20 protein-coding genes and 1 pseudogene are annotated in these 22,294 nt (G+C 66.8%); 14 read left to right on the forward strand and 7 right to left on the reverse strand.

What is annotated here, in order from left to right; translation table 11 throughout:
- Positions 1-5: 5 nt before the first annotated feature.
- The 5 genes from ACQP1T_RS22865 to ACQP1T_RS22885 form a co-directional block, all read right to left on the reverse strand.
- The gene (locus ACQP1T_RS22865; RefSeq protein ID WP_433755075.1) at positions 6-1,727 is read right to left on the reverse strand and encodes an urease subunit alpha; all 1,722 of its coding nucleotides are present in this window, start codon (positions 1,725-1,727) and stop codon (positions 6-8) included.
- Positions 1,724-2,041, reverse strand: coding sequence for an urease subunit beta (locus tag ACQP1T_RS22870; protein ID WP_433755076.1), 318 nt, complete (start codon positions 2,039-2,041; stop codon positions 1,724-1,726). Before ACQP1T_RS22870 ends, ACQP1T_RS22865 begins: the two co-directional genes overlap by 4 nt.
- Positions 2,042-2,048: 7 nt before the next feature.
- Positions 2,049-2,351: an urease subunit gamma gene (locus ACQP1T_RS22875; protein WP_433755077.1), complete on the reverse strand. Its 303-nt coding sequence runs from the start codon at positions 2,349-2,351 to the stop codon at positions 2,049-2,051.
- A gap of 67 nt (positions 2,352-2,418) precedes the next feature.
- Positions 2,419-2,817, reverse strand: a complete 399-nt coding sequence (locus ACQP1T_RS22880) for a PaaI family thioesterase (protein WP_062993890.1) — start codon at positions 2,815-2,817, stop codon at positions 2,419-2,421.
- Between the two features lie 387 nt (positions 2,818-3,204).
- A complete protein-coding gene (locus ACQP1T_RS22885) occupies positions 3,205-3,918 on the reverse strand; it encodes a hypothetical protein (RefSeq protein ID WP_433755078.1) in 714 nt (237 codons plus the stop codon).
- Positions 3,919-4,026: 108 nt separating this feature from the next.
- On the opposite strand from ACQP1T_RS22885, the gene ACQP1T_RS22890 reads away from it, so the two are divergent.
- The 14 genes and pseudogenes from ACQP1T_RS22890 to ACQP1T_RS22955 all read left to right on the forward strand — a co-directional run bounded on the left by ACQP1T_RS22890 (position 4,027) and on the right by ACQP1T_RS22955 (position 19,927).
- Entirely contained in the window at positions 4,027-5,100 is a 1,074-nt protein-coding gene (locus ACQP1T_RS22890) for a FecCD family ABC transporter permease (RefSeq protein WP_433755079.1), read from the forward strand.
- A gap of 43 nt (positions 5,101-5,143) precedes the next feature.
- Positions 5,144-6,295 (forward strand): FecCD family ABC transporter permease, encoded by a 1,152-nt coding sequence (locus tag ACQP1T_RS22895; RefSeq protein ID WP_433755080.1) that lies wholly within the window; start codon positions 5,144-5,146, stop codon positions 6,293-6,295.
- Positions 6,292-7,107 (forward strand): ABC transporter ATP-binding protein, encoded by an 816-nt coding sequence (locus ACQP1T_RS22900; RefSeq protein WP_433755081.1) that lies wholly within the window; start codon positions 6,292-6,294, stop codon positions 7,105-7,107. Before ACQP1T_RS22895 ends, ACQP1T_RS22900 begins: the two co-directional genes overlap by 4 nt.
- Before the next feature lie 72 nt (positions 7,108-7,179).
- Complete coding sequence (locus tag ACQP1T_RS22905; RefSeq protein WP_040689937.1) at positions 7,180-7,572, forward strand: BlaI/MecI/CopY family transcriptional regulator; 393 nt, start codon at positions 7,180-7,182, stop codon at positions 7,570-7,572.
- A 63-nt stretch (positions 7,573-7,635) separates the two neighbouring features.
- Positions 7,636-8,574 (forward strand): M56 family metallopeptidase, encoded by a 939-nt coding sequence (locus tag ACQP1T_RS22910; RefSeq protein ID WP_062993871.1) that lies wholly within the window; start codon positions 7,636-7,638, stop codon positions 8,572-8,574.
- Positions 8,575-8,697: 123 nt separating this feature from the next.
- Positions 8,698-10,065 (forward strand): annotated as a pseudogene (locus ACQP1T_RS22915) (DEAD/DEAH box helicase); the annotation flags it as partial.
- 385 nt (positions 10,066-10,450) lie between these two features.
- The gene (locus ACQP1T_RS22920) at positions 10,451-11,296 is read left to right on the forward strand and encodes a DMT family transporter (RefSeq protein WP_433755082.1); all 846 of its coding nucleotides are present in this window, start codon (positions 10,451-10,453) and stop codon (positions 11,294-11,296) included.
- A gap of 165 nt (positions 11,297-11,461) precedes the next feature.
- Entirely contained in the window at positions 11,462-12,898 is a 1,437-nt protein-coding gene (locus ACQP1T_RS22925) for a GuaB1 family IMP dehydrogenase-related protein (RefSeq protein WP_433755083.1), read from the forward strand.
- 469 nt (positions 12,899-13,367) lie between these two features.
- The gene (locus ACQP1T_RS22930) at positions 13,368-14,753 is read left to right on the forward strand and encodes a hemolysin family protein (RefSeq protein WP_433755084.1); all 1,386 of its coding nucleotides are present in this window, start codon (positions 13,368-13,370) and stop codon (positions 14,751-14,753) included.
- The gene (locus ACQP1T_RS22935; RefSeq protein WP_433755085.1) at positions 14,746-15,810 is read left to right on the forward strand and encodes a hemolysin family protein; all 1,065 of its coding nucleotides are present in this window, start codon (positions 14,746-14,748) and stop codon (positions 15,808-15,810) included. Before ACQP1T_RS22930 ends, ACQP1T_RS22935 begins: the two co-directional genes overlap by 8 nt.
- Entirely contained in the window at positions 15,807-16,685 is an 879-nt protein-coding gene (locus tag ACQP1T_RS22940) for a 3-methyladenine DNA glycosylase (protein WP_433755086.1), read from the forward strand. Before ACQP1T_RS22935 ends, ACQP1T_RS22940 begins: the two co-directional genes overlap by 4 nt.
- A gap of 145 nt (positions 16,686-16,830) precedes the next feature.
- Positions 16,831-18,405, forward strand: coding sequence for an LVIVD repeat-containing protein (locus tag ACQP1T_RS22945; RefSeq protein ID WP_433755087.1), 1,575 nt, complete (start codon positions 16,831-16,833; stop codon positions 18,403-18,405).
- Between the two features lie 2 nt (positions 18,406-18,407).
- A complete protein-coding gene (locus ACQP1T_RS22950; protein WP_433755088.1) occupies positions 18,408-19,049 on the forward strand; it encodes a DUF305 domain-containing protein in 642 nt (213 codons plus the stop codon).
- 161 nt (positions 19,050-19,210) lie between these two features.
- Entirely contained in the window at positions 19,211-19,927 is a 717-nt protein-coding gene (locus tag ACQP1T_RS22955) for a hypothetical protein (protein ID WP_433755089.1), read from the forward strand.
- An 11-nt stretch (positions 19,928-19,938) separates the two neighbouring features.
- Here the strand turns inward: ACQP1T_RS22955 and ACQP1T_RS22960 are convergent, their stop codons facing one another.
- Both ACQP1T_RS22960 and ACQP1T_RS22965 read right to left on the reverse strand, forming a co-directional pair.
- Positions 19,939-20,952 carry a hypothetical protein gene (locus ACQP1T_RS22960; RefSeq protein ID WP_433755090.1) on the reverse strand — a complete coding sequence of 338 codons (1,014 nt, stop codon included), beginning with the start codon at positions 20,950-20,952 and terminating at the stop codon, positions 19,939-19,941.
- Entirely contained in the window at positions 20,949-22,283 is a 1,335-nt protein-coding gene (locus tag ACQP1T_RS22965; protein ID WP_433755091.1) for a Dyp-type peroxidase, read from the reverse strand. The genes ACQP1T_RS22960 and ACQP1T_RS22965 overlap by 4 nt, the downstream gene beginning before the upstream one ends.
- Between the last annotated feature and the right edge of the window lie 11 nt (positions 22,284-22,294).

Raw genomic sequence — 22,294 nt, forward strand, 5'->3', positions numbered from 1 at the left:
GAGAATCAGAACAGGAAATAGCGCTGGGCCATGGGCAGCTCGGTGGCGGGCTGCTCGGTCCAGACCTCGCCGTCGATGCGCACAGTGAAGGTATCCGGATCGACTTCGATCCGTGGCATGGCGTCATTGTTCGGCATATCCGTCTTGGAGACGCGACGAACGTTCTTGACCGGGGCCAATTTTCGGCGCAGACCCAAACGGTCGGCGAGGCCGTCCTCGATGGCCTGTTCGGAGACGAAGTGCAGCGAGGTCGCGGCGGCCGCCAGCGGTGCTGCACCGAACATGGGGCGCGGCAGCACCGGCTGCGGGGTGGGGATGGAGGCATTGGCGTCGCCCATGGCGGCCCAGGCGATCGCGCCGCCCTTGAGGACGGCATGCGGGCGGACACCGAAGAACGCGGGATCCCACAGCACGAGGTCGGCGAGCTTGCCGACCTCCACCGAACCGATTTCGTGGTCGAGCCCGTGGGCGATGGCCGGGCAGATGGTGTACTTCGCGATATAGCGCCGCACGCGAGCGTTATCGGCGGCGCCGTCACCGGCCAGCGCGCCGCGGCGGCGCTTCATGACGTGCGCGGTCTGCCAGGTGCGCATGACGACTTCACCGATGCGGCCCATGGCCTGGGAATCGCTGCCGATCATGGAAATCGCGCCGAGATCGTGCAGCAGATCCTCGGCGGCAATGGTGGAGGGCCGAATTCGACTCTCCGCGAAGGCGAGATCCTCCGGGATGGACGCGCTGAGGTGGTGGCACACCATGAGCATGTCCAGGTGCTCGTCCAGGGTATTGACGGTATGCGGGCGGGTCGGGTTGGTCGAGCTGGGCAGCACATTGCGATGCGAAGCGACGGTGATGATGTCGGGTGCGTGCCCGCCGCCCGCACCCTCGGTGTGATAGGCGTGGATGCCGCGGCCCGCGATGGCGCCGAGCGTGTCCTCGACGAATCCGGCCTCGTTCAAGGTGTCCGAGTGCAGCGCCACCTGTACGCCCGCCGCATCGGCGACGGTGAGGCACGCATCGATCGCGGCGGGGGTGGAGCCCCAATCCTCGTGTAGCTTGAAACCCGCTGCGCCACCGCGCAATTGCTCCCACATGGATTCGGCGCTGACGGTATTGCCCTTGCCGAGCAATACGATATTCAGCGGCCACGCGTCGGTGGCCTCCAACATCCGGGCCAGATGCCAGGATCCGGGCGTCACGGTGGTCGCTTTACTGCCCTCGGCCGGACCGGTGCCGCCACCGATCAATGTGGTGATGCCGCCGCCGAGCGCCTCGTCCATCAGCTGCGGACAGATGAAGTGCACATGACAGTCGATGGCGCCAGCGGTGAGGATGCGGCCGTTGCCCGCGATGATCTCGGTATTCGGGCCGACCACCAGATCCGGATGCACCCCGTTCATGGTGTCCGGATTGCCCGCCTTGCCGATCGCACTGATGCGGCCGTCGCGAATTCCCACGTCGGCCTTGACGATTCCCCAGTGATCGATGATGACCACGCCGGTGATCACGGTGTCGGGGGTACCGTCGGCACGGGTCGCGCGCGCCTGGCCCATGGATTCGCGCAGCACCTTGCCGCCGCCGAAGACCGCCTCATCACCCGCGAGTCCCGGTCCGCCGCTGCGATCTTCGGTGATCTCGATGAGCAGATCGGTATCCGCCAGGCGAATTCGGTCGCCGGTGGTCGGCCCGAACAGCTCGGCGTAGCGCGCGCGGCTCAACTCACTCATGACGCACCATCCAAACGTCCGGGGGGATTCAGGCTGATGCCGTGGACCTCGCGGGCGCCGCCGAGCGGAACCAGCGAAACCCGTTGGCCGAGACCGGGTTCGAAGCGCACCGCGGTACCGGCAGGAATATCGAGCCGCCGTCCGTGCGCGGCCTCCCGATCGAAACGCAGCGCGGCATTGGCCTGCGGGAAATGCACATGGCTGCCGACCTGCACCGGCCGGTCGCCGGTATTCACGACATCGACCTCGATGCGGTCCGCGCCCGCATTCAACTCGATAGTGCCCTCGGCACAGAAGTATTCACCCGGAATCATGGTCGCCCTAACCGATCGGGTGGTGGACGGTGACGAGCTTGGTGCCATCCGGGAAGGTGGCCTCGACCTGCACGTCGTGGATCATCTCCGGCACCCCCTCCATCACATCGGCACACGTGAGAACCGTTCGACCCGAAGACATCAGCTCCGCGACGGTGCGCCCGTCGCGCGCACCCTCGAGCACGTGATCGGTGATCAGCGCGACTGCCTCCGGGTGGTTCAGCTTAAGCCCGCGCGCCTGCCTGCGCCGCGCCAGTTCGGCCGCGTAGCTCAGCAGCAACCGTTCCTGTTCGTGCGGCGACAGTCGCATCCGGGCTCCTCAGCGCTCGTGGATCAGAGTGACGGTAATTCTGGCACGCCCGTTCCGGGAGTGCCGATCAATCCCGGGCGGGCAGGTTCTGCAGCCGCACCTGGCCGCGCGCCACGGTGCGTCCCTCGTCATCGGTGAGCACGACCTGCCACAGCTGCTGCAGGCGGCCGCGGTGCAGCGGCGTCGCCTCACCGAAGACCTTGCCCTCGCGGACCGAGCGCAGGAAGTCGGTGTTGTTGTTCACCCCGACCACGGTGCCGTTGGTGCCCTGAGCGTTGTACCAGACCCCGCCGCCGACGCTGGCCAGCGTTTCGACGATCGTGCAGTACACACCGCCGTTGACAATGCCCGCCAACTGCAGCAACTGCGGCCCCGCGGTCAGTTGACCACGCACCCGATCCGGCGTGACCTCGGTGAATTCGAGGCCGATCAGATCGGTGAAGGTGTTCTTGCTGAGCTCGGTCATCAGCTCGGGCGTCACGTCGGCCAGCGACTGGATCCGGTCCACTTCCTGCTGTGTCATGCATTCACCTTGACACAGGGCGCCTCGGCACTCGCACGACGGCTACTCCGCGGCGTTCGCCACCGAGACGGAGCGGCGGGCTCCACACGTAGGTGGAGCCCGCCGCGGCAGTGGATCGGGGGTTCACGGCAGCCCTCCGGAACACTCGGCCGATCCCAACGCCGCATCCAGTATAGGTCAGGCTTACCTAAGTAAGCAACTCGCGTCGAATCACACACCGCGCGCGGTGCCGCATTCGATCAAGACCGTGCGGACTCCAGACACTTTCTGTCGGAACCCATTCCACGCTCGATGAGTACGGACTCGGCACCCGAGCTCGACCGGCGGAAACTAGCGAGCCGGGCAACCCACAACCCGGCGCACGGGCAGACCACGTTCTTCCAACACCGACAGCAACCCCTCACCTCGGCGCGCACCGACCAACGAATCCGCCCGCGCCAGATCCGGGACGTAAGTGGCCGCGCCGACAATGGATTCACCGACCAGCGACCAGAACCGGCGCTCGCCGAGCCCCGCGCACCCGGCCAATGTCCGCTGGATCAACCGCAGCGACGGCTCACACCGATGCACGAGCCAGACATACATGGCCTGCTCACACGGCAACGTGACCACCCCGGCCTGCCCAGCCAGGCGATCACCGTCGAGCACGCGAATCGTGGTGTCCGCCAGGCCCGCCCAGTCGATGCCGCCGTCGTTGTCGGTATGCAGCCACAGATTCTCGAGACCCGGGTCCCAGACTCGTCCATCGGCAACCAACAGCGCGACCACCCGACCGATCACCGCGTGGATCAATGCGGTCGCCACCACTTCGGCGGCGGTATCGGCGCTGATCATCTCCGCGGCGTGCCGCCGGTACATCAGTTCGATCCGTCCCTCGCGCAATCCGTCCGCCAGTCGCCACCAGCGTCGTTTGCCCTGCTCGGACATTGCGGCCACCGCATATACCCGCGGATGTTCGGGTTGCAATGAGCGCAACCGGGCACAGGTCCTACCGAATGCCACCTGGGACTGGCGAGGCATGTAGGTCGTGATCGGCTCGGACATCGAACCTCCTCGGGTCGGCTCCGTGATGGGTCGGATCGAAAAGATAGGTTAGGCTTACCAGACCTAGCAACCGGACACCAGGTATCGAGTCAGGAGTAGTTCGTCGCCGTGACGGCATCAAGCACCATCGCGCCGGCGGCGCGACGAACGAATACGGCGCGCCGTCGTCGGCTCGGACTCGTCGCGCTGACCGCACTACTCCTAGTCGCCAGCGCGGCCAGCATCGCCGTCGGCACTCGCTCGCTGTCTCCCGGCACCGTCTACGACGCCGTACACAATGCCCTCACCTGCCCGGGCGGGCCGTTCACCTGTCCCGCGGGGTCGACCGCGGAGCAGATCGTGCGCGGACTTCGCTTGCCGCGCACCGCGCTTGGGCTGGTCACCGGACTCGCGCTGGGTATCGCGGGTGCGCTGATCCAGGGCTATACCCGCAACCCACTCGCCGACGCTGGCCTGCTCGGCTTGAATGCGGGCGCGGCCTTCCTTGCGACACTGAGCATTTACCTGTTCGCGCTGACCGCGCCCGAGCAGTACATCTGGTTCGCCTTCGCAGGGGCGCTGATCGCCGGGCTGGTGGTGTTCGGGGTGTCCGCGATCGGCAGTGGCAAGGCGAGTCCGCTCAGCCTGGTGCTGGCCGGTGCCGCGGTGACCGCATTCCTGCAGGCGATGACGAATGCCATTGTGCTCATGGACAATGCGGCGCTGGACACCTATCGATTCTGGGTGGTCGGCACGGTGAACGGCCGCGATGCCGAGGTGTTCTGGCAGGTGTTGCCGTTCTCGGCGACCGGCGTGGTGCTGGCCGTGGCGGCCGCGCCGGGTCTCAATTTGCTGAGCCTGGGTGACGAGGTCGCGCGCGGACTCGGCGTGCATATCGGACGCAGCCGGGCGCTCGGGTTGGCCGCGATCGTGCTGCTGTGCGGCGCGGCGACAGCGGCCGTCGGTCCGATCGCCTTCATCGGATTGATAGTGCCGCACGTCGCACGGGTTTTCACCGGTCCCGACCATCGCTGGCTGATCCCGTACTCCGGACTGCTCGGTGCATTGCTGCTGGTCGTCGCCGACGTGGTCGGGCGAATTGTGGCGCGACCGGGTGAATTACAGGTCGGCGTGATGATCTCGGCCTTTGGTGCACCATTCTTCATTCTGCTCGTGCGTCGTAAGAAGTTGGTGAGCCTGTGAGGGAGATGGCACAGCGATCGCATCGGGCCGCCAGGAAGCATTCATGAGCGAACGAATTATGGACGAAATCTGCCCCGACAACACCGCGACCGGCCGCACTCCAGCGGCAACAGCGGCACCTTCAGACTGGCTCCGCCCCGCCTTGCGCCTCGGCCCCATATCGATCGTGCTGCGCCCCACCATGGCGCTCATGGTCGTGGCGCTGGCCGCGACCGTACTCACACTGTTCTGCCTCGATATCGCCTTCGGCGACACCCACATTCCGATCGGCCGGGTACTCGACGTGCTCAGCGGCGGTGGCACCCGTTCCCAGCGCTTCATCGTGCTGGAGTCCCGATTGCCGCGCGCCCTCACCGCCGCGGTCGTCGGTGCGGCACTCGGCATCGCGGGCGCGATCACCCAATCGATCCTGCACAACCCGCTCGCCGCGCCGGATATGCTCGGCATCACCACCGGCTCCAGCCTCGGCGCGGTCGCTGTGCTGGTCGGAACCGGCGGCGCGACAACAGGACTCGCCGCGAGCGTCGGTGCGCCACTGGCAGCGCTGACCGGTGGCCTGCTCACCGCGATAGTGATCTACCTGCTCGCTTGGGGCCGCGGCGTGACCGGTGACCCCGGCGTCACGCCGATGCGGCTGGTGCTGATCGGCATCGGTATGAACGCATTGCTGTTGTCCGGCATCAGCTTTCTACTCACCCGCGCCAGCCTGCAGGACGCGGCCCGCGCGCAACTCTGGCTCAATGGCTCACTCAACAGCGCGGACCGGACCGAACTCGTCCCGGCCGCGGTGGCACTGGCCGTCGTCGTCGTGGTCGCGCTCGGCTCCGCGAGAACCCTTGCCGCACTGCGTCTCGGCACCGATACCACCCGGGCGCTCGGTGTGCGGATCCAGACGCAGCAGACGCTATTGATCGGCGCGGCCGTCGTGGCCTCGGCCGTCGCCACCGCGGCCGTCGGTCCGATCACCTTTGTGGCGCTCGCCGCACCGCAGATCGCGCGCCGACTGCTGCGAACTCCCGGCGAACCGCTCATCGGCTCGGCGCTCATCGGCGCCATCCTGGTAATCGGCGCGGATGTGGCCTCGCGCACGCTGTTTCCGGTCGACCTGCCGGTCGGTGTCGTGACCGCCGCCCTTGGCGGACCGTTCCTGCTCTACCTGCTCGTGCGCATGAATCGGAAGGCGACCCTGTCATGACCAGCGATACGCGGCTCTCCGCACAGGAAGTCACCCTCGGCTACGGCGACCGCATCATCGTCGACGGACTCGATATCGATATCGCGCCCGGCGTCGTCACCACTGTCATCGGCCCGAACGGCTGTGGCAAGTCGACCATGCTGCGCTCGCTCGGCCGCCTGCTGCGTCCACGTCAGGGCCGAATCCTGTTGGACGGCAAGGCGATTTCGACGATGAGGACCAAGGATGTGGCACGCATCATCGGCATGCTCCCGCAGTCGCCGGTCGCACCCGAGGGGCTCACCGTCGCGGATCTCGTTGCGCGCGGGCGTCATCCGCATCAGTCCTGGATCCGGCAGTGGTCGGCCACCGACGAGGCCGAGGTCATGTCCGCACTCGCGGCGACGGGCATCGCCGAGCTGGCCGATCGCGCACTCGACGAGTTGTCCGGCGGTCAGCGCCAGCGCGCCTGGATCTCGATGGCACTGGCCCAGGGCACCGATATCCTGCTGCTCGACGAGCCGACCACCTACCTCGACCTGGCCCATTCGGTCGATGTGCTGGACCTGATCGACCGGCTGCACGACGACCTCGGCCGCACCGTGGTGATGGTGCTGCACGATCTCAACCTGGCCATTCGCTACAGCGACCAACTCATCGTGATGCGCGACGGGCGCACCGTCGCCCAGGGCGCGCCCGCCGACGTCATCGATGTCGCGCTGCTGCGCGCGGTCTTCGATCTCGAGGCCTCGGTGCTCGAGGATCCGGTCTCCGGTCGTCCGATGGTCGTGCCCATCGGAACTCGGCACGTTTTGCCGGAGTATGACAAATGACACACCAGCTATCAGGTAGTTACGACGGGGTGTAGTACGCAATTGTGTCGTTGAGTCCGTAAACTTGGAGGAATGGCAGGACTTGGTGAACTCGAGAAGGCGGTCATGGACCAGCTGTGGTCCAGCGACGAGCCGCAGACCGTACGGCAGGTACACGAGGCTTTGGCCGCCCGCCGTGAGCTCGCGTACACCACGGTGATGACGGTGCTGCAACGACTGGCGAAGAAGAACCTGGTGGTTCAGCGCCGTGACGACCGCGCCCACCGCTACGCGCCGGTGCACACCCGCGACGAACTGGTGGCCAGCTTGATGGTCGACGCATTGCAGCAAGCCGATGTGGCCGGTAGCCGCGCGGCGGCACTCGTGCACTTCGTCGAACAGGTCGGTAGGGACGATACGGACGCGTTGCGGGAAGCACTCGCTAAGCTCGAGGCATCCGAAGATACTGCGCCGCCGAAGCAGTAGTCTTGGGATCCTGGCCTCACAACGAGGTGACGCCCTGGCCCCACAACGCAGTGAGCTGAGTCGATGAATGCAACCGCGCCGGTCTTCGCCGGTCTCGCTTTGCTTCTCGCGGGGCCTGCCCCAGCGCTGCTGAGCCGCGCGACCTGGCCGTATCGGACACCGCGCGCCGCGCTCGTGTTATGGCAGGCCATCGCGCTCGCCGCCGTGCTCAGCGCATTCGGCTCGGGCCTGGCCATCGCCGCCCAATTACTCGTTCCCGGACCGGACGGTCGCCCGACCACCTCCCCGGCCCGCGAGATCGACGCGCTCGGACTGCCGCTGTGGCTGGCCTATGTCTTCGTCTTCGCGCTGACCCTGCTGGTCGGCGCCCGGCTGATGTACGCGATCGTGCGCGTCGGTGTGCACACCCGCAGGCGTCGGGCGCGCCACCGCATGCTCGTCGATCTGCTCGACCAGAGCGGACCGCAGCGCCGCGCCGCCGATATCCGAGTCCTCGCCTCGACCGAACCGATCGCCTACTGTCTGCCCGGCCTGCGCCAGCGGGTCGTATTGAGCGAAGGCACACTGACCAGCCTGCAAGACGCCGAGGTCACCGCCATCGTGAGCCATGAACGTTCGCATCTGCGCGCCCGGCACGACCTGGTGCTCGAGGCATTCACCGCGGTGCACGAGGCGTTCCCTCGGGTGGTTCGCAGCAAGGCCGCGCTCGGCTCGGTCAAACTGTTGATCGAATTGCTCGCCGATGATTCGGCGGTGAAGGTCACCGGCCCGAAACCGCTGGCCCGTGCATTGGTCGCCTGCGCCAAATCCACCGCTCCGCAGGGCGCGCTCGCCGCGGGCGGCCCGACCACCTTGATCCGCATCCAACGCCTGGGTGGACGGATCGGCGATCTTCGGGTCGCCTCGGCGGCATATCTGGGGTCGGCGGCCATCCTGGTGGTCCCGACCATGGCCGTCGCGGTACCCTGGCTGGTCGAACTGGATCGACTGCTGCGTAACTGATTCCTCCGGTTCTCCCCCGACACACCCGGTCCTACCCCATCCCGATGACCGGGCCCAACCATCTCGGCGGCACCACGCGTGCCCGGATCCCCCGCGCCGAGACATGAAAGGCACACAAACCCGTTGACCTCCTCCACCCCTGCCACCACCTTCGCGGAGCTGGGCCTACCCGCCGTGCTCGTCCAGGCGCTGCGCCGCGACGGCATCGAGGCGCCGTTCCCGATCCAGGCCGCGACCGCGACCGATGCGCTGGCGGGTAAGGATGTGCTCGGGCGCGGCCCGACCGGCTCCGGCAAGACCCTGGCCTTCGGACTGCCGATGCTCGCGCTGCTCGCGGGTGGCCAGGCCAAGCCGGGCCGTCCGCGCGGTCTGGTGCTGGTGCCGACCCGCGAACTGGCGGCCCAGATCGAAAAGGCGCTGGACAATGCCGCACTCTCGCTCGGGCTGCGGGTCGCCTCGGTGGTCGGCGGCGCGCCGATCAAGCGACAGGCCGATCGGCTCGCGCGCGGAGTGGACCTGCTCATCGCCACGCCCGGACGGTTGGAAGATCTGATCAACCAACGCTCGGCCGACCTGTCCGACGTGCGGATCACCGCATTGGACGAGGCCGACCACATGGCCGATATGGGCTTCCTGCCGCAGGTCACCAAGCTGCTCGATCGGACGCCGAAAGATGGTCAGCGCCTGCTGTTTTCGGCGACCCTCGACGGTGAGGTGGACAAGCTGGTCAAGCGCTACCTGCGCTCCCCCGTCACCCATTCCACCGCACCGCCGTCGGCCTCGGTCGCGACGATGTCGCATCATCTGCTGTATCTGCGCAAGGCCGATAAGCGCGATGTCACCGCGCAGATCGCCGCCCGCGACGGGCTGACCATCATGTTCGTGCGCACCAAACACGGTGCGGACCGGCTCGCCAAGCAGTTGCGCGCGGCGGGCATCGCCGCGGGCGCGCTGCACGGCGGGAAGGCACAGAACAACCGCGTGCGCACGCTGGCCGCATTCGCCGACGGTAAGACACCCGTGCTGGTGACCACCGACGTGGCCGCGCGCGGCATCCATGTGGACGGGATTTCCCTTGTCGTGCACGTTGATCCGCCCGGGGAGTCCAAGGCGTACCTGCATCGCGCGGGCCGTACCGCCCGCGCCGGTGAGGACGGCGTGGTCGTCACGCTGGTCACCGAGGAGGAGCGCGCCGAGGTCGAGAAGATGACCCGCAAGGCGGGCGTCGATGTCGACGGCGTGCAGGTCCGTCCGAGCGATCGGCGGCTGATCCAGATCACCGGCGCGAAGCAGCCATCCGGTATACCGATCGTCGCCGCGAACTCGGCGGTCACCGTGGGTGACGAAGGTGAGTTGCAGGCCGGGAGGTCGAGTCGTCGGGCGGGCGGTCGTGGTCGCGGCGCACGCGCGGGCGATGCGGGCTCAGCTGGTGCCGGGCGTCACGGTGCTGGTTCGAACGGTCGGGCCGGGGGTGCGAAGAAGACTTCGGGTGGTTCCGCAGGCTCCACCGCGACATCGAGTCGGCGCGGTGTCGGAACGTCGGGACGTGGGTCGACGGCCGCCCCCGCCGCGGGTCGAACCGCGGGCGTAGCAACGGCAGCGCCGGGCCGCGGCGCGAAAACGGCTCCGGGACGGACCGCGAGCGCGGCATCGGCCGCACCGGGTCGTGCTGGCGGGTCGGCAAAGACGGCCCACGCAGCGGGCTCATCCGCGCGTGGCACATCGGCCAGCCATGGCACAGGAGCCGCGTCCGGCCGCGGCGCCGCATCCGGCCGCACCGCTGCGACCAGCGGCGACACGCCCGGGCGTGCGCGTCGACGCGCCGGGCGGGCACAGGGGGTGCCGGGCGGTCGCAATCGCGGGGCAAACTGACCGGGTGGCGAATCATCAGGTTGGCGCGGTTGTCTGTGCGCTGATCGCGGCCTTGCTCTTCGCGGTGGCCGCGGTCGCCCAGCAGCATGCGGCCGCCGCGGTCGCGCAGGACGAGTCGCTCATGCGTGCACTGCTGCGCAATCCGCGATGGTGGGCCGGAATCGTCGGTGACACCGGCGGTTACGCGATGCAGGTCGCCGCGCTGGCGCTGGGTGCTGTGCTGCTCGTCCAGCCGATTCTGGTGAGCATGTTGGTCTTCGCGCTCCCGCTCTCCGCGCGGCTCAATCGCCGCCGCGTCACCCCGCGCACCTGGGCGGCCGCCGTCGCCCTCGCCGCGGCCCTCGCCTGCTTCTTGATCGTCGGCGATCCGACCGAGGGCAATTCCAATGCGTCCCTGCGTGATTGGATCCCGCCGCTGGCCGCCCTCCTCGCTATGCTGGCGGTGGCCACGGTCATCGCCGTCGCGACCTCGGACCCGACCCGGCGCGCACTCCTGTTCGGCGCCGTCGGCGGTGCACTGTTCGGCTTGGCCGCCGCGCTCACCGACTATGTGACCGAACTCTTCGAAGGCGGCCTCATTCATGTACTCGCCAGCTGGCAGACCTGGGCCCTGGTCGCTTCCGGCGTGATCGGCCTCTATCTGCAGCAACGCGCCTACCAATCCGGTCCCCTCGTCGCATCGCTACCCGCCGTCACCATCGCCGAGCCCTTGGCCGCCGCCTTCATCGGCATCACCGTCCTCGACGAACGCCTCCGCACCAACCACATCGGACTCGCAGTAATCATCGTGGCCGTAACCATCATGTGCGCCACCACAATCCAACTCTCCCGCGTCCAAGCCGACACATGACAACGGATCAAGATCAGGTGGAAACCATGGCGGTATCGGCCGAGAAAGCCCCGCACCAGTGTCACCTGATCTTGATTCCGAAGTTGCGCCGGGCGTTTCGCGCGAGGTGGGACGGAATGCTGGGTGATTGCATGGGAGTACGGCGCACCGGTTAGAATCGGTTAAGTGCAGTTTCTCCCTGGTCATCAGCCGCCGTACGACCTGACCTACGACGACCTCTTCCTCGTCCCGAATCGGACGGATGTCGCGTCACGGTTCGATGTGGATCTGTCGACCGCAGACGGGTCCGGCACCACCATTCCCATTGTCGTCGCGAATATGACCGCGGTCGCCGGACGCCGGATGGCCGAGACGGTCGCCCGTCGCGGCGGCATCGTCGTCCTGCCGCAGGATCTCCCGATCGCCGCGGCATCGGAAACCATCGCCTTCGTCAAGAGCCGCTCGCTCACCGCCGATACCCCGGTCACGCTCGATCCGGAGCGTTCGGTCTCCGAGGCCGTCGCGCTGATGCACAAGCGCGCACACGGCGCGGTGGTCGTCGTCGACGGCGGTAAGCCGGTCGGCGTGGTCACCGAGGCGTCCTGCACGGATGTCGACCGGTTCGCCCGGCTGCGCGATGTCGCGGTCACCGACTTCGTGCAGGCACCGGCCAGCACCTCGCCGCGCGATCTGTTCGATCTGCTCGAGTCCAAGCACGCGCAGCTCGCCGTGCTCGTCGCCGAGGACGGCAGCCTCGCGGGCGTGATGACCCGCACCGGCGCCATCCGCGCGGGGATCTACCAGCCCAATGTCGACGCCGATAACCAGTTGCGCGTGGCCACCGCGGTCGGCATCAACGGCGACGTGGCGGCCAAGTCCAAGGCGCTCGTCGACGCGGGCGCGGATCTGCTCGTCATCGATACCGCACACGGCCACCAGTCCAAAATGCTCGAAACCCTCAGCGCCATCCGCGATCTCGGCCTCGGTGTGCCGCTGGTCGCTGGCAATGTGGTCTCCGCGCAGGGCACCCGCGATCTGGCCGCGGCGGGCGCGGACATCATCAAGGTCGGTGTCGGCCCCGGCGCCATGTGCACCACCCGGATGATGACCGGCGTCGGCCGTCCCCAGTTCTCCGCGGTGGCCGAATGCGCTACCGCCGCAAAAGAACTCGGCGTGCACATCTGGGCCGACGGCGGTGTCCGACACCCCCGCGACGTCGCTCTCGCACTTGCTGCGGGCGCGTCCAATGTGATGATCGGCTCCTGGTTCGCAGGCACCTACGAATCCCCCGGTGACCTGCGCGTGGACCGCGACGGCAATGCCTACAAGGAGAGCTTCGGCATGGCCTCCAAGCGCGCCGTCGCCGCCCGCACCGCCACCGACAGCGGCTTCGACCGCGCCCGCAAGGCACTGTTCGAGGAGGGCATCTCCAGCTCGCGCATGCGTCTGGATCCGGAACGCCCCGGCGTCGAGGACCTCATCGACCACATCTGCTCCGGTGTCCGCAGCGCGTGCACCTACGCGGGTGCCCGCAGCCTCACCGAGTTCCACGACAAGGCCGTTCTCGGCGTGCAGTCGGCGGCAGGTTTCGCGGAAGGTCGCCCGCTGCCGAGCGGCTGGTAGGCCCTCGAAAACGGGCAGCTCAGCCGAACAGCCAGCAGTCCCTCGCGAACGCCAGCCCAGCCCGATAGCGGTGGTCCCTGCTCAGCGACGGATAGCGACGAAGGCTGCCCGCCCCAACCGACCACCACGGAGCGAGTCTCACGAGCGACCGTTCGCGGCCCGTCTCGCGTCCGAGTCGTCGAAGCGCATGCGACGAAGTCGCGAGTCTCGACGGCTCGGACGCGAGACACCGGGGGGCCGCGAACACGCAGCGCCGAAGGCGCTGCCATTAGACACAGCCGGTAGCATAGTGGTTGCCGGTTTCCGGCTTCACGAACCCATTTGCCGAGAGGAACAAGTTGTCACCCGCGTCCGAGGGCGCCGCACAGGAGGGCTCCTCTACCGAGCCGGGTGACAAACCCGGCGCTCTCCGTCCCACAGCCGCCCGATCCGATTCAGCTCATCGTGTGTTTCGCAGGTGGTGCTGAGGATGTCCGTCGTGCTCACCGTGCTCAGCCTGATCGGGTTCATCGCCCTCACGGTCGGCACCGCATTGTTCGTTGCCGCCGAATTCTCGCTCACCGCTCTGGAACGCAGCACCGTCGAATCGCATGTGCGCGCGGTCGGGGACGCCCGCTCGCGCATGGTCCGGCAGGCGCACACCACATTGTCGTTCCAGCTCTCCGGAGCCCAGCTCGGTATCACCATCACCACGCTGATCACGGGCTATATCGCGGAACCCGTGCTTGCCCGACTGCTGTCGCCGCTGTTCACCGCGTTCGGTCTGAGCGAGGGTGCGGCGCATGGTATCTCGCTCACGCTGGCGTTGCTGCTCGCCACCTCGCTATCGATGATCTACGGCGAGCTGGTCCCGAAGAACATCGCGATATCGAAGCCGCTCGGCACCGCCCGGGTGACCGCGGGCCCGATGATCGCCTTCTCGGTGGTGTTCAAGTGGATGATCCATTTCCTCAACGGCAGCGCGAACTGGGTGGTCCGGCGCCTCGGCGTGGAACCGGCCGAGGAGTTGCGTTCGGCACGCTCCCCGCAGGAACTCGGCTCGCTGGTGCGTACCTCCGCACTGCGCGGCGCGCTGGATCACCGCACCGCGCAGCTGGTCGATCGATCGCTGCAATTCGGTGAGCGCAGCGCCGAGGAGTTGATGACGCCGCGGGTCAAGATCGAATCCCTGGACAAGTCCGACACCATCGCCGATCTGATCGCGGCCGCCAGCCGCACCGGTTACTCCCGCTTCCCGGTCATCGACGGCGATCTGGACAACACCCTGGGCGTGGTGCACGTCAAACAGGCGTTCACCCATCCGGCGAATGTGCGCAACACCATTCCGCTGCATATGCTCGCCCGGCAGGTGCCGATCGTGCCCGCCAGTCTCGACGGCGACGAGGTACTCGAGCGGGTGCGCGCCGACGGCATGCAGGTCGCGCTGGTGGTCGACGAATACGGCGGCACCGCGGGCATCGTCACCATGGAGGATCTCATCGAGGAAATCCTCGGCGATGTCCGCGACGAGCACGATGAGGAAGAACGCGATGTCCGCCGGGTCGCCGACGGCTGGGACTGCTCGGGACTGCTGCGCATCGACGAGGTCTCCCGCGCCACCGGCTACGACGCGCCCGAGGGCGAATACGAAACCCTCGGCGGTCTGGTGCTCACTCGGCTGGGCCGCATCCCGGTCACCGGTGACGAAGTGATCCTGCCGAATCCACGATCGTCGCACCGTCATCCGGACGACGAGGACGGCGGCTGGATCGCCAAGGTCGAACGGATGGACGGGCGGCGCATCGATCGGATCCGGCTGGTCCCGGTCGCGGCCGCCGTACTGAACTCGCATGCCAAGGAGAACAGCCATGGGTGATCTCCTCGGCGTCCTGCTCACGGTGGTGCTGCTGGCCTGCAATGCGTTCTTCGTCGCCGCCGAATTCGCGCTCATCTCCGCGCGCCGCGACCGCCTGGAAGCGCTCGCGGCACAGGGAAAGCGCAAGGCGAATACGGTCATCCGGGCCGGAGAGAACCTGTCGATGATGCTGGCCGCCGCACAGCTCGGCATCACCATCTGCTCGATCCTGCTCGGCCGGGTCGGCGAACCCGCGGTGGCGCATCTGCTGGAGGGGCCGTTCGAGCTGGTCGGTATGCCCGAACAGCTGCTGCATCCCGTCGCCTTCGCCATCGCGCTGGCGATCGTGGTGATCCTGCACATTCTGTTCGGCGAGATGATTCCGAAGAATATCGCGCTGGCCGGACCGGAACGCAGTGCGCTGCTGCTGGTTCCGGTGCATCTGATGTGGTTGCGCTTGGCGCGCCCGCTCATCGCGCTCTACAACTTGGCCGCGAATCTGTCGCTGCGCATGTTGCGGATCGAGCCGAAGGATGAGCTGCAGGCGACGGTCTCGAGTGTGGAGCTCGCCGAGATGATCGGTGAATCCCGTTCGGAGGGACTGCTCGACGAGGAGGAGCACCGCCGCCTCACCCAGGCGCTCGGCACCTCCGATCGGGTGGTGGGCGATGTGATGGTGCGGCTGGCGACGACCCGCTCGGTGCCATTGCGCGGCAACGGCACCACGCTCGGCGATATCGAAACCGCGGTCGCCGAAACCGGCTTCTCCCGGTATCCGGTGCGCGCGAGCGATGGTTCGCTGGTCGGGTATCTGCATGTGAAGGATGTGCTCGACAAGGTCGCCGACGAAAGCGCCGGACCGAATACGCCCATCCCGCGCACGGATATTCGCCCGCTGCCGACTCTGACCGCCGGTACACCGCTGTACGAGGCGCTGGCCCGCTTGCGCCGCACCAACTCCCACCTCGGCCGCGTCGTGGACACCCGCGGCAATACGGTGGGCATTGTGGCGCTGGAGGATCTGGTGGAAGAGTTCGTCGGCACCGTGCGCGACGGGACGCACCGGGTGATCGAATGATCGTGCTGGCCGAGTCCGAGTGGCGGGCCAGGGCCGCCGCGCACCGGGCTCGGCTGGACGAACTCGTCGGACCGTATCTCGAACGGCGCACGGCGGGTTCGTCACATCCGGTGATCGATTTCCTGTTCACGTACTACGGACATAAGCCCGCCCAGTTGCGACGCTGGCACCCGGGATTCGGAGTCGCATTGACGGGAGCGCGGGAGTACGACGGGGCCCGTGGGTATCACCAACACGACGCGGCTGTCTACACAGCCGACCCAGCGTTCATCCGGCGGCGTCGCGACACCATCGAATTCATCGCGAACCTGCTGCGCGCCACGGCATCACGCCCCGCGCAGCTGTCCTGCTTCGGGCTGCACGAGTGGGCGATGGTGTACAAAACCGACGACGTCCGGCACCGACAGGTGCCGCTGCGCCTGGGCGGTACCGGCACCGACGCGGTCGTCGAATCGATGTCCTTGCGCTGCACCCACTTCGACGCATTCCGCTTCTTCACCCCGGACGCTGTCGGCCGCAACGCGGAACCGCTGACGCGCGCCGACCAGGTCGCACGCGAACAGCCCGGTTGCCTGCACGCCAATATGGACCTCTACAAATGGGGCTTCAAACTGACCCCGCTCCTCTCCTCCGACCTATTGCTCGACTACTTCGAATTCGCCTGCGCCGCACGCGAACTCGATATGCGCGCCAGTCCGTACGACCTGACGGATTACGGCTACGAGCCGGTCCGCATCGAAACACCGACGGGGCGTGCCGAATACGTACGGGCGCAGTCGGCATTGGCCGAGCGGTCGACTGGACTCAGACAGTCCCTGCTCGAGGTCTGCGCATCGCTGCTGGCATACGACAGCGAGGCGCTCACCGCCAGCTGAGCATCAGCACGCAACACACTGACTACCTGGCATTTTCGCCAAAACGTCCGCGTAAGTTACTGAGTGTTACTACCATTCAGTCAGTTCATGCTCCGTCTGAGTCGGCGCGGTATGTGCCCATGATGAGGAAAGTTGGGATGCAACGATGCACCCGAAGCTGACACTGCGCCGTGCCCGGCCCTTGGTCTTGTTCGCCACCGTGGTGGCGGCCGCGATGATGTTGCCGAGCAGCGCATCCGCCGATCTACAAGACGACATCGCCACGGCGGTTCAGGAATTCCTCGATGTCGGCCGGACGTCGGTACCGCGGGCGGACTGCGGTCCGGGGTCGATGCCGGAAACCGGGCTGCAGGGTGATGTTCCGGCCGCCGACCGCGATAGTCGGCGCAGTACCCAGGGCTACTCCTGCAATATGTCGATGGTCGGCAATTTCGCCGGGCGCGGTGCCGGGATCACCTCCACCAGCTTTGATCATTGCGCGTATATGGGTTCGTTCTTCCCCGGTGACCTGATCAGCGAGGGCCGTGGCGTCCAGGTACTCGATGTCGCCGATCCGGCGCACCCGCGCCCGACGGTCACCCTGACCGAACCCGCGATGCTCGCGGGCACCTGGGAGAGTCTCAAGGTCAATACCGAACGCAAACTGCTGGTCGGGACCGGGGTTCCGGTCGGCGAGGGCGTCGGCTATCTGTCGGTCTACGACGTCTCCGATTGCGCGTATCCGAGGCTGCTCAATCCGGGACCCGGCACGAATCTGCTGATGCCGCTGCCGATCACCACCCACGAGGGCGGCTGGTCCCCCGACGGCCGCACCTATTGGGCCTCCGGTATCGCTCCCGGTTTCGTCAGCGCTGTCGATCTCACCGATCCGACCAATCCGCACGTCATCTGGCAGGGCCTGACCGGGATCGAGGCGCACGGCTTCGGCATCAGTCCGGACGGTAACCGCATGTACCTGTCCGCGCTCGGCGGATTCACCGTGCTCGATATCAGCGCGGTGCAGCGCCGCGATCCCAATCCGCAGGTCACCCATATCGGCCGCACCTTCTGGAGCGACGGGTGGGCCACCCAACACAGCATCCCTGTGACCTACGACGGCAAGCCCTACCTCTACACCGTCGACGAAGGCGGTTCCGGCGGTGTGAAACTCATCGATATCTCCAACGACACCGCGCCCAAGGTCGCCGGGAAGGTGAAGCTGGAGATCAACCTGCTGCAGAACATCGACAGCAATATCGGAAGTTCGATGGGCGGTTCGGTCTTCGCCTACGAATCGCACTACTGTGCCGCCGACCGTCCGGACAACCCCACCGCACTCGCGTGTGGTTGGATCTCCTCCGGCATCCGGGTTTTCGACGTCCGTGATCCGCACAATATTCGCGAGATCGCCTACTTCAATCCGCCCGCACGAACCGGCCAGAACCTGAGTCTGTGGAACTCACCGCACGCCCTCGCCTCGATCATCGGCGTGCCGTTCATGAGCGCACCACCGGCCGCACGCGCGGTGTTGGAGGGACAATTCAATCCATTGGACGCACTCACCCCACGCACCGGCAAGCTCGCCTTCGGTGACGTCTCCACCGATTGGTGCTTCTCGCCGCCGGAGTGGCGCGGCGATCAGCTGTATGTGGCTTGCTCCGATAACGGATTCATGGTGCTGCAACTCGAGAACGAGGTGTACGCGGCGCCCGAGAATCAGCGATCGACCGTCGGGTCGTAGCCGTGCCCCGTTGGTTCCGAGTCGCGGCGCTCGCCTCTGTCGCGTTCGTCCTTGTGGTGCTCGGGGCGGCGCTGCGTCCGCTCGTGCTGCCCGACGAGCATACGGCCGCACCGGTTCTCAGCGCGGTCGAGATCGGATTTGCGCAGGATATGACGGCACATCATCAGCAGGCGCTGATCATGGTGCAGCGCTTGGATCGTGGCGTGGATCCGACCGTACTGCGGTTGGCACAACAGCTTTCGGATGCGCAGCGCATCGAGATCGGGACCATGCTCGGGTGGCTGCGGTTGGCCGATGCGTCGCCGCTGTCGTCGCATCCGATGGCGTGGATGCACGCCGATGTGGCTGTGTCGCAACATCATCCGAGTGCGAGCCCGTCGAACAGCGAGGCGATGCCGGGTATGGCGACCATCGCCGAACTCGATGCCCTGGCCGCGGCCCGGGGTCGCGACGCCGAAATCCTGTTCCTGCAACTGATGCTCCGTCATCACCAGGGCGGACTGGTGATGGCTCGCGCCGTCGACGAACTGCTGCCCTCGGGCGCGGTCAAGGAAACCGCCCGCTCGATGTTCCAGAGCCAGAGCCAGGAGGCCGGTGTGATCAGCATGCTGCTTACCCAACTCGGTGGTCAGGCCCCGCAATAGCCCGTCGGACGCGGGTCGGCCACGCGGTGCTACTTCCAGCTTTGCCAGAGCAGGGGTGTTCGGCGCAGTCGGCTCCCAGGAGACATACGCAGATTCCGATGTGTCCGAATCCGGAGGTAAGGTCGATCCAGATCGACGGCAGAGGAAGGCTCGAGCGAAACGTGATCCGGACCGAGACAGTCACCGTTCCCGAACACGTGCACGGATACCCCGACGTCGCATTCGGCGGCTATGTCGCTGGTCTGCTGGCCGGGCCGTGCGAGGCCGCTGAGATACGCGTCGACTTCCGCGCCAGGGTGCCGCTCGAGACTCCGATGTCATTGCGTCCGAACAGATCCGGTGGATATTCGCTCACCGATGCCGACGGCGGTTTGCTCGCCGAATCCACTCCGGCGGTGCTCACCATCGATCCGCCCAGCGCCCCGAGCTGGACCGAGGCGAAGGCCGTCACCGACGCGGCCATGGTGTCGCGCCGTGTCACCGACTGCTATGGCTGCGGCGCCGCCTGCGCACCCGGTCGTGGGCTGCGCCTACTCACTTGGGACACACCGGATCACGACCTCGTCATCGCCGCTTGGACCCCCGATCCCGGGTTGGCCGACGAATCCGGCCGACTCCCACCGGAAGTCGTCTGGTCCGCCCTGGACTGCCCCGGCGGCTGGACCGCGATGCGCAAACAAGGCATGGGCTTCGGCGGCGTGACCGCGGCCCTCACCGCCACCCAACTTCAGCCCATCTACCCCGACTCCCCCTATATTTCCTACGCCTGGCCCATCGCCTACCAGGGCCGCAAACATACTGTCGGCATAGCACTCGCCACGCCCTCCGGTGATCTCTGTGCCGTAGCCGAAGCGCTCTGGATCCAACCAAAACCCTGAACGCGCTGGGCCTACTTCATCGTGGCGAGGTTGTGCCACAGGTTCCGCAGGCTGTCGGTACCGCCGAACAACGTGGTGAAGTTGGTGGAGTCGACGAGCACGATGTCACCGGCACGCCCATCGGCGGGTGGCATCCAGATCAGCGCGTTGAATTCGGTGTTGCCCGCGGCGGTGAACGGATGGGGCCGCTCGGGGTCGACACGCTGGCGGCCCAGGACGCGGAGCGAGTCGGATTCGGGCGCGGTGAGCTCATAGTGCGGTAGATGAGGGTGGAAGTTGAATGTCGTGACGTTGTCCAGCAGCCGGGTTGCGTCCAGATCACGGAACGCGGTCAAGGGTGCGATCTCATCGGTGCCGTCCACGACCGCGGGTCGCAGGCCCCATTTGTTGTGCACCGGAACATCGAGGCCCCGCATGAGCGAGCGTGTGTACTGGCCGAATCGTTGCTGTCGCGGCACCAGCGGGTCGCCGTGATGCTGGTATTCCATTTGCCGCTGCGCATAGTCGTCGCTGCAGCCGACATCGTGGTGCGGTGCCAGCAGCAGACAGGTGCCCTCGCGTTGCAGCCAGTCGCGGATCGCCTCGCACTCTTCCGGTGTGGCTTGCTGCTCGGAGAGAATGTGATCGAGACCGAAGACCATCAGGGTGTCGGTGTCGGCCAGGATCCGCTCGTCGATCGGCAAGGTGTAACCGGCCTGGTCGACGCGCTGGAACACGGCGACGGGATGACCAGTGGCCTCTCCGGCAAGTTGTTGGAACGCCAGCGTCGAGCGATGGAACAGCTCCAGGGTGCCCGCGACTCCTTGCAGGAAGTGCGCAGCGTCGTATTCCGGAGTCTCGTAGCTCGGCCACAGCACATTGCGGACCTCGGTCATCGTCGAGAAGCGGTTGTACATCTCGGCGGGATCGCGTTGAGCCTCCCACGGATAGCTCCATGTCCAATAGATGCTCATCCGTCGCCGCCCATCGTGGTTGCGCGGCATGTGGCTCTGGTTGTAGGTGCGTGCCAGCGGACTGGTGCTCATGGTGTCACCTCTCGACTGTCGAGCGTTGCCAGGTATCGCAGCGCGCTGATACTCGGCAGGAAGAAGTACGCGCCGCCCCTGAGCGTGGTGAAGGCGGGCAGTCCCGCGAGCACCTTGCGAATGGGTCGCTTGGGGATGGTGAAGTCGTAGGTGCCGTCCTGGGTGCCGCAGATCGGGTCGTGTTCGTTGCCGAGTTCGTGGAATGTCTCGTCGTTGATCCAGACGTTTTGGGCGAACTCGAACTGGCGTACCAGGCTGGCGCAGATGATGAACGCGGCGATACCGCGGTCCACCCCGTCGTCGGGGGCATCCTCGGGTAGCGCGGGCCCGTAGGTGGCGCCGCGGCGAATCATCCTGCGGCGGTTCATATTCACCGCGGTGTCGCGAGGGTTGAGGCGCCGCGCATGCGCGCCGAGTGGTACCGCGTAGCCGTGCGGATCCATTTCTTTGTAGTTGAAGTCGTTGTTGCGCATGGTATCCGCGCCCAGCGCCGGATCATCGCGGTCCGGCGCCAGGACCAGGGGCGCACCGCTGCGCCAACGCCCCATGAGCTTCGCGGCGAGCAACTCCTGCCCGTCCTGGGTGTCCGCGTGCTCGCGCAGATAGTTCCGGAACGCGCCGACGTGCTCTTGTAGCCGCCGGTAGGCCATATAGCTTCCGTTGCGGAACAACACCGCCGGCTGCGGCAGCGCCCGCGGTGGCCCTTCCTCGTCCGGATAGCCCAGGATGAACTCACCGGGTTGCAGCGCTGGTCCCGAGCCGGGGGTCGGCGTTTCACCGGATCCGGCGATCACCGGCTGGGACAACCGGTCTCGGAACCCGAAATGATCGTGGGCATAGTCGAATGGCGGCGTCGCATTCAGATCCAGGAATGACAACACGCGCACACCGGAGCAGCGAGCGACCAGTTTGCGGTGTTCGGTGGTGCAGCGCTGGTGTTCGGCATCGTTGCGGGCGAACAGGATCGCGATGGCATGCAGTTCGGCACCGGCCAGCCCGCCTACCCAATTGTCGGGATGAGCAGCGCCCGTGTCGCCGAGGATGTCCGCGCGTGCGGCCATACCTTCACGGAACTCGTCCGGGAAGGCGGCCAGCGTTTCCTCCGGCACGCCGAGCGCCCGCAGCCCGTGCCAGGTGAAGGCCAGCGTGACCCAGCGGTCGGAACTGTCCATCGTCGCGCGCACGTCCGAAGCCGATTGCACTCGGTCCACCAGCGGAGTCAACCAAGCACGAGCACCCGCGGGATCGTCGAACGACAGGAACTCGTAGCGGCCGGTCATCGCCGGGGTCCGCGTCAACAGGATGTGCTGAATATCGTCGAGTTCTAGCATAGGCCAAGGTA

Origin of the sequence: Nocardia sp. CA-135398 (assembly GCF_050955845.1) — a bacterium.
GTDB lineage: Bacteria > Actinomycetota > Actinomycetes > Mycobacteriales > Mycobacteriaceae > Nocardia.

What these genes read in the sequence shown, in the direction of transcription:
- ACQP1T_RS22865 (WP_433755075.1), bottom strand. Translation starts at nt 1,727, where the DNA reads ATGAGTGAGTTGAGCCGCGCGCGCTACGCCGAGCTGTTCGGGCCGACC.
- ACQP1T_RS22870 (WP_433755076.1), bottom strand. Translation starts at nt 2,041, where the DNA reads ATGATTCCGGGTGAATACTTCTGTGCCGAGGGCACTATCGAGTTGAAT.
- ACQP1T_RS22875 (WP_433755077.1), bottom strand. Translation starts at nt 2,351, where the DNA reads ATGCGACTGTCGCCGCACGAACAGGAACGGTTGCTGCTGAGCTACGCG.
- ACQP1T_RS22880 (WP_062993890.1), bottom strand. Translation starts at nt 2,817, where the DNA reads ATGACCGAGCTCAGCAAGAACACCTTCACCGATCTGATCGGCCTCGAA.
- ACQP1T_RS22885 (WP_433755078.1), bottom strand. Translation starts at nt 3,918, where the DNA reads ATGTCCGAGCCGATCACGACCTACATGCCTCGCCAGTCCCAGGTGGCA.
- ACQP1T_RS22895 (WP_433755080.1), top strand. Translation starts at nt 5,144, where the DNA reads ATGAGCGAACGAATTATGGACGAAATCTGCCCCGACAACACCGCGACC.
- ACQP1T_RS22900 (WP_433755081.1), top strand. Translation starts at nt 6,292, where the DNA reads ATGACCAGCGATACGCGGCTCTCCGCACAGGAAGTCACCCTCGGCTAC.
- ACQP1T_RS22905 (WP_040689937.1), top strand. Translation starts at nt 7,180, where the DNA reads ATGGCAGGACTTGGTGAACTCGAGAAGGCGGTCATGGACCAGCTGTGG.
- ACQP1T_RS22910 (WP_062993871.1), top strand. Translation starts at nt 7,636, where the DNA reads ATGAATGCAACCGCGCCGGTCTTCGCCGGTCTCGCTTTGCTTCTCGCG.
- ACQP1T_RS22930 (WP_433755084.1), top strand. Translation starts at nt 13,368, where the DNA reads ATGTCCGTCGTGCTCACCGTGCTCAGCCTGATCGGGTTCATCGCCCTC.
- ACQP1T_RS22935 (WP_433755085.1), top strand. Translation starts at nt 14,746, where the DNA reads ATGGGTGATCTCCTCGGCGTCCTGCTCACGGTGGTGCTGCTGGCCTGC.
- ACQP1T_RS22940 (WP_433755086.1), top strand. Translation starts at nt 15,807, where the DNA reads ATGATCGTGCTGGCCGAGTCCGAGTGGCGGGCCAGGGCCGCCGCGCAC.
- ACQP1T_RS22945 (WP_433755087.1), top strand. Translation starts at nt 16,831, where the DNA reads ATGCACCCGAAGCTGACACTGCGCCGTGCCCGGCCCTTGGTCTTGTTC.
- ACQP1T_RS22960 (WP_433755090.1), bottom strand. Translation starts at nt 20,952, where the DNA reads ATGAGCACCAGTCCGCTGGCACGCACCTACAACCAGAGCCACATGCCG.
- ACQP1T_RS22965 (WP_433755091.1), bottom strand. Translation starts at nt 22,283, where the DNA reads ATGCTAGAACTCGACGATATTCAGCACATCCTGTTGACGCGGACCCCG.